The organism is Epilithonimonas hispanica (assembly GCF_003385395.1).
Lineage (GTDB): Bacteria > Bacteroidota > Bacteroidia > Flavobacteriales > Weeksellaceae > Epilithonimonas > Epilithonimonas hispanica.
In genome coordinates this window covers 1-5,713 of the sequence record NZ_QNUG01000081.1, presented here as the reverse complement: position 1 = coordinate 5,713, position 5,713 = coordinate 1, and the positions used below count along the sequence as shown (strand labels likewise).

Genomic DNA, 5,713 nt, shown 5'->3' with positions numbered 1-5,713 from the left:
ATTACACGCTTTAGCACACAATTTAAGAAAGAAAGTTGCCTGAAGAGGACAACTTTTCACTTTTTCTTAAAATATTGAAAAACTTTTATAACAAAAAAAATCCGCCTCAAATTTTGTTGTGAGACGGATTCATCTTTTTACTTTTGTCTTGTTTCTTACTTACGCTTCACAAGCAGAGCAAGTCACAAAGTTTACCATCAGTTCCTTGGAAACCGAAGAACTTCTTTGATAGTATAATGTTTTAACACCTTTTTTCCACGCTTCAATCATTACGTAATTTACGTCTTTAACAGGCATTGTAGAAGGAATCTGCAAGTTAAGAGATTGCGCTTGGTCAATATACTGCTGTCTTTGAGCCGCTTGAGAAACAATCTCCATTGGAGAAATCTCTCTAAATGTTTTGAATACTGCTTTCTCGTCATCTGTCAAACCTTCAAGGTGTTGAACAGAACCGTGGTTTAACATAATCGTTCTCCAAGTCTCTTCATTGTCAAGACCTTTTTCGTCTAGCAATTTAGCTAAATACTTGTTCTTACGCATAAAGTTTCCTTTTGCCAAACCAGCTTTGTAATAGTTAGAAGCAAAAGGCTCAATTCCAGGAGAAGTTTGTCCAAGGATTGCAGAACTCGACGTTGTTGGCGCAACAGCCATTAAAGTTGTATTTCTCATTCCATAACCTTTCAACATATCCGGTTCACCGTAGATATTTGCCAATTCTTTGGAAGCAATCTCCGCTTGTTCTTTAATATGACGGAATGCTCTTGCATTGAACTGAGTCGCCTCAAAACTCTCAAACGGAATCATATTTTTCTGCAAATAAGAATGGTATCCAAGAACACCCAAACCTAAAGCTCTGTGACGCATCGCAAAGTTTCTAGCCGAAGTCAGGTAATAATTACCTTCAGTTTTTTCAATGAACTCTGATAGAACCGCATCTAGGAAATAGATTGCCAATTTCACAGCATTCGTATCTTTCCATTCATCGTACAATTCAAGGTTCATAGAAGACAGGCAGCAGATGAAAGATTCATTCGCAGTAGAAGGCAACATAATCTCTGAACAAAGATTACTTGCGTTCACCATCAATCCGGCATCTTTATAAACCTGAGGTTTGTTTCTGTTCACGTTATCTGTAAAGAAAATATAAGGAAGACCTTTCTGCTGACGGCTTTCCAAAACTCTTGCCCAGATTTTTCTCTTATCTGCATCGCCATCAATCATATCCTGCATCCAGTAATCTGGAACACAAACACCTGTAAACAAGTTCTGAATTGGGCTTCCGATATCTTTGATACTTAAAAACTCTTCAATATCACCGTGATCGATGTCAAGATAAGCCGCGAAAGCTCCCCTTCTAACACCACCTTGTGATACAACATCCATCGCTGTATCGTATAATTTCATAAAAGAAACCGCTCCAGAAGATTTTCCGTTGTCTGTAACCGCTGTTCCCCTATTTCTTAACTCTCCAAAATAGCCAGAAGTTCCACCTCCGATTTTCGTTTGCATAATTACTTCACCTAATTTGTGAGTAATTCCTTCGATATTATCTGGAACATGAACATTGAAACAAGAGATTGGCAAACCACGCTGAGTTCCCATATTAGCCCAAACTGGAGACGAAAAACTAATCCAGCCTTTCACAATCATTTCTTTGAAAGCTGGTTGCAATTCTGGTTTATAAAGACGCTTCGCCGCTGCAGTTGTTATTCTGTCGATTGCGCCTTCCACAGTTTCGCCTTTCAAGAGGTAACCTCTGTTTAGCATTTGCTCAGACTCTTCGTTGAGCCACCAGATATCTATATTTTCGTCCATCATAAATTGTAATTTAGCTTTTGGGCAATTAGCTTTTGGCTTTTTGCTGTTATTATTTTTTGACTTTATTAATTATTGGGGCGCCTATTTCCGTCTTCCGTTCCCGCTTTTTTTTCTTGTCTTGTAAGCCAAAAAAAAAGAGCTCCACTCAAGTCGGGGCGCGCTTCGTCATTTTTGACGATTTTACATAAAAAAGAAAACCCCAAGAATTAATATATTTCTTAAAATTTTCTTTTTTACACCTTTCTTAGCTTGAAACTTTGAAAGGATTTTTTATTCATTTTTGTCATTCCGTAGGAATCTCGACAGCTTAGTTTTAGATATATATTGAAGACAATAACGTTACTTATGTCGGTGCTTCGCACCTTGAATCTACTCTCTGTTTAATTCTCTACCAATATGTCGCGACTTCGTCGCTTTCAAAATTCGATAATCAAAAAGACGAAGGCGAAAACTTCCTTCTTCTGACATCAGACTTCCAGCAGAAATCTAAAACAAATCATTCGCCGTAATCGACTTATCGTGTTTTGTATAATCTACCGGACGTTTTGCGAAGAAATCATCCATAGAATTAGCAAAAACTTCTTCCTCGAACCAAACCATTGGCTTGTAATCTTCCGGAGAAACATTGTATCTTGTTTTCATTCCGATTTTTTTCAAAGAGTCATCTACTCTATATTTCATAAAATCAAGAAGATTCTTTTTGGATAATTTGTCCAATTCACCTTGCTCGAAAATCCAGTCCAAAATCTGACCTTCCATTTCAATAGATTGGTCAACCAAGTCGTAGATTGCTTCGATATCACTTTCTGTCAAAAGATTTGGTTGTTCCTCACGGATTTTATTAATCAAATAGATTCCTCCATTGGCGTGGATTTGCTCATCTACAGAAGTCCAAGCAATAATGTTGGAAACGTTTTTCATATAACCTTTGAATCTCGTGAACGACAATATAATCGCAAACTGACTGAAAAGTGAAACGTTCTCCACCAAAATACTGAACAACAGCAAAGCTGACATATACGCTTTTGGATCGTTGGAATTAGCGTGTTGAAGCGCTTTTCCAAGATATTCGATTCTATTTTTTACCGCAGGGATTTTAACAACTTCCAAGAACTCATCATTATATCCTAAAACTTCTAACAATCTAGAGTAAGCTTCAGAATGGCGGAACTCGCACTCTGCGAAAGTTGCGCCTAAACCATTCAATTCAGGTTTTGGAAGATGCTGATAAAGATTCCCCCAGAATGTTTTCACATTCACCTCGATTTGTGCAATTGCCAACAATGCGTTCTTAACTGCATTTTTTTCGTGAGGTTCCAACTGGGAATGAAAATCCTGAACATCTGCCGTAAAATCAACTTCTGAGTGAACCCAGTAAGATTTGTTAATGGCTTCTACGAATTGTAGAACTTCCGGATATTCAAAAGGTTTGTAGCTAATTCTCTTGTCAAAAATTCCCATTATCAGCAGTTTTTATCAATTATAATTTTATTTTGTGAGGTGGATAAACATGTAATCGCCTATTATTTAGCAAGTAACAAAATTACACTTGTTCTCCAAAGTGGTAAAGCAAAAGTAGAAATTGAAGTCTGAAAATGAAAGAGCAAAAAGCGGAAAAATGACAAAAAACTGACAATCATAAGTAAAAGTTTTCCACATTGTGTTAAAAGCTCTATGAATAGGGATTTTATACGAATTTAGATTTGCGCAAAGCTACTAATTGGCAATATTCAATTTAAACAAAAACACCCAAATAACTGATATAAAGACAAAAGCAACTAAACAATCAAAATAAACAAAACCAAGGTTATCCACAATGATGTGAAAATGGTTTAAAATTTTAACTTTCGGCTTGTTTCTTAGAAAAATTGTGAGTCTTGATATATTCTGCGAAAGCAATTTTGAGTTGCGATTCTATAGCAACTTTGTTAAAATTGTTTCTGTAATTTTTGGAAAGCCCACGAGCCTCGTCTGCATAAGCTAGAAAAATATCGAAATCGTACTCGTCCAAACCATAATCTGTATAATAGCCTAAATCAACTACAGCTTTCACACGTTTATAGAATTCTTGTTTTTCCGAATAATTAGCGGTAGTTTTCGGAGACGACGTAGCTTTATTTAGCAATCCACCAATTGCTTTGCCCAATTTCATCATATCCAATTGCCCTGCCCCAAAGTCCGGTTGTTTGAATGCTGAAGGCGTTGAAGCTCTTGGAACAACTTCGTTGAGTGGCGTTGTCATATAATTGTTCATCGCCATATTGAGTTCTACAACTTTTTTAGGCGGATTGAGTCTTGTAACATCTTTTTTGAGAATTCCGGTTGGCTTAAAAGCAATTTTCACCTCTTCTATTTCTACCGGAATGGTTGTGAGTTTTACGTCTAGACTTTTTGAGAAGCTGTCTTGCGTTAAAGTTATCATCTTGCGCTCTGAGCCTTGTCTGGAAATCCTAAGCTCATCGGAAAGTTTTGCTGCAATAGAAAAATTACCTGTTTTATCTGCCGTTACAACCTGATCTGTGCGAAGATTATAAATACTTGCGTAAGGCAACTTATCACCGCTCTCGTTAGTAACACTTCCTAAAATATAATCTGATTGAGAAAATACCTGTATTGAGAATAATGTAATGAGAAGGAATAATAATTTAATTTTCACAGAATTAATTTTTTACAAAATTAGTTCTAATCGTTTTGGTTATTATAATGAAAGTTTTGAGAGAGAGATAGTTTAACCGACTTTAACCTGTTTTGGGAATTTTTTAGAAATTGGAGGTTTTGGTTTTGTTAAAATTATTTTGAGAACATTTGGGTTCTTGAAGTTTTAAACGCATTGGGCGCGAAGTTTTTTTGATTATTAAAAATATTTTTAAGATTTGTAAAGACGCTTTGCTCAGCAATTTTTTATTGCACGCTGATTTTGGGAATTTTGCAGATTTTTTTCTTTGTTTATTTTGTTTTGAAAGGAAAATTTCTAATTGTTGACAAAGTTTGTTTTTTTTTTGCGAAGCGCTTGAGGGATGGTAGTGGAAATCCTTTTTTGCTTGGGCTTCGAGAGCCTCAGGGTGACAAGCGGCTGCGAGGGGCACGCGCTAATAATTATGAATAATAAATCATAAATGATAAGTGATTTCATTTTTTTGTGTAACTTTGTCGTCTTATCTAAAAACGGGGTTGACTGGTTTCGACAGCAAGACCAATGGGTAAGTAAGCATGCAGAGAACCGTAGCGCGATCTCTTAAATCCCTTGCTACAACATTTTAACTGGCAACGAAGAGTTCGCTCTTGCAGCTTAATAATCGAAGTTTAGTAGATTCAAGCGTTTCCCGAAGATAGTAAGGAAGCAAGATGTCTCACCAATGTTCTGTTCTGCGACGTTGGATCCTGGGATATAGGAATGCGGAAATAAGGTTTTGGGTGCTTTGACCAAAACTCGAAAACTTCAGAAGCTAAGGTCTAAGTTGGGTGTCTGCTCTCTGCTTAGGCTCGAAAACTAATGGCAGAATAAGCATGTAGAAAGCTTGCGTATTGCTTGTTTGGACGAGGGTTCGAATCCCTCCAACTCCACTGAAAACCCTGTAATCTATTGATTTACAGGGTTTTTTATTTATGGGTGCTAATTTAGGTGCTACTTTTAATTTTATATTTTCAAAGATGATAGTTTTATTTTACAGACTAAATTTCAAACTTACACCAGGTACACAAAATTTTAATAAAAGCGATGATATTTTAAAAAAAATCCCTTTTTGAAAATTTCTGAAAATGAAATAGTAATTTTCAAATACCTTTTAATAAATTATATGTATATCCGTTTTTACTCATATCGCTGTAATATTAGCAATAATGAGCCTTTCGAAGAGTTTGTCACCAAAATATCTTCGGTTTAGCTTATAGATAA

At 36.1% G+C, this 5,713-nt stretch carries 3 protein-coding genes and 1 other RNA gene; 1 reads left to right on the top strand and 3 read right to left on the bottom strand.

What is annotated here, in order from left to right:
• Positions 1 to 159 precede the first annotated feature (159 nt).
• The 3 genes from DRF58_RS17605 to DRF58_RS17595 form a co-directional block, all read right to left on the bottom strand.
• A complete protein-coding gene (locus DRF58_RS17605; RefSeq protein WP_116037233.1) occupies positions 160 to 1,815 on the bottom strand; it encodes a ribonucleoside-diphosphate reductase subunit alpha in 1,656 nt (551 codons plus the stop codon).
• Between the two features lie 489 nt (positions 1,816 to 2,304).
• Positions 2,305 to 3,279 carry a ribonucleotide-diphosphate reductase subunit beta gene (locus DRF58_RS17600; RefSeq protein WP_116037231.1) on the bottom strand — a complete coding sequence of 325 codons (975 nt, stop codon included), beginning with the start codon at positions 3,277 to 3,279 and terminating at the stop codon, positions 2,305 to 2,307.
• A gap of 379 nt (positions 3,280 to 3,658) precedes the next feature.
• On the bottom strand, positions 3,659 to 4,474 hold the full coding sequence (locus DRF58_RS17595; protein ID WP_116037230.1) for a peptidase associated/transthyretin-like domain-containing protein: 816 nt from the start codon (positions 4,472 to 4,474) through the stop codon (positions 3,659 to 3,661).
• A 511-nt stretch (positions 4,475 to 4,985) separates the two neighbouring features.
• On the opposite strand from DRF58_RS17595, the gene ssrA reads away from it, so the two are divergent.
• Positions 4,986 to 5,385: a transfer-messenger RNA gene (ssrA, locus tag DRF58_RS17585) on the top strand.
• Positions 5,386 to 5,713 lie beyond the last annotated feature (328 nt).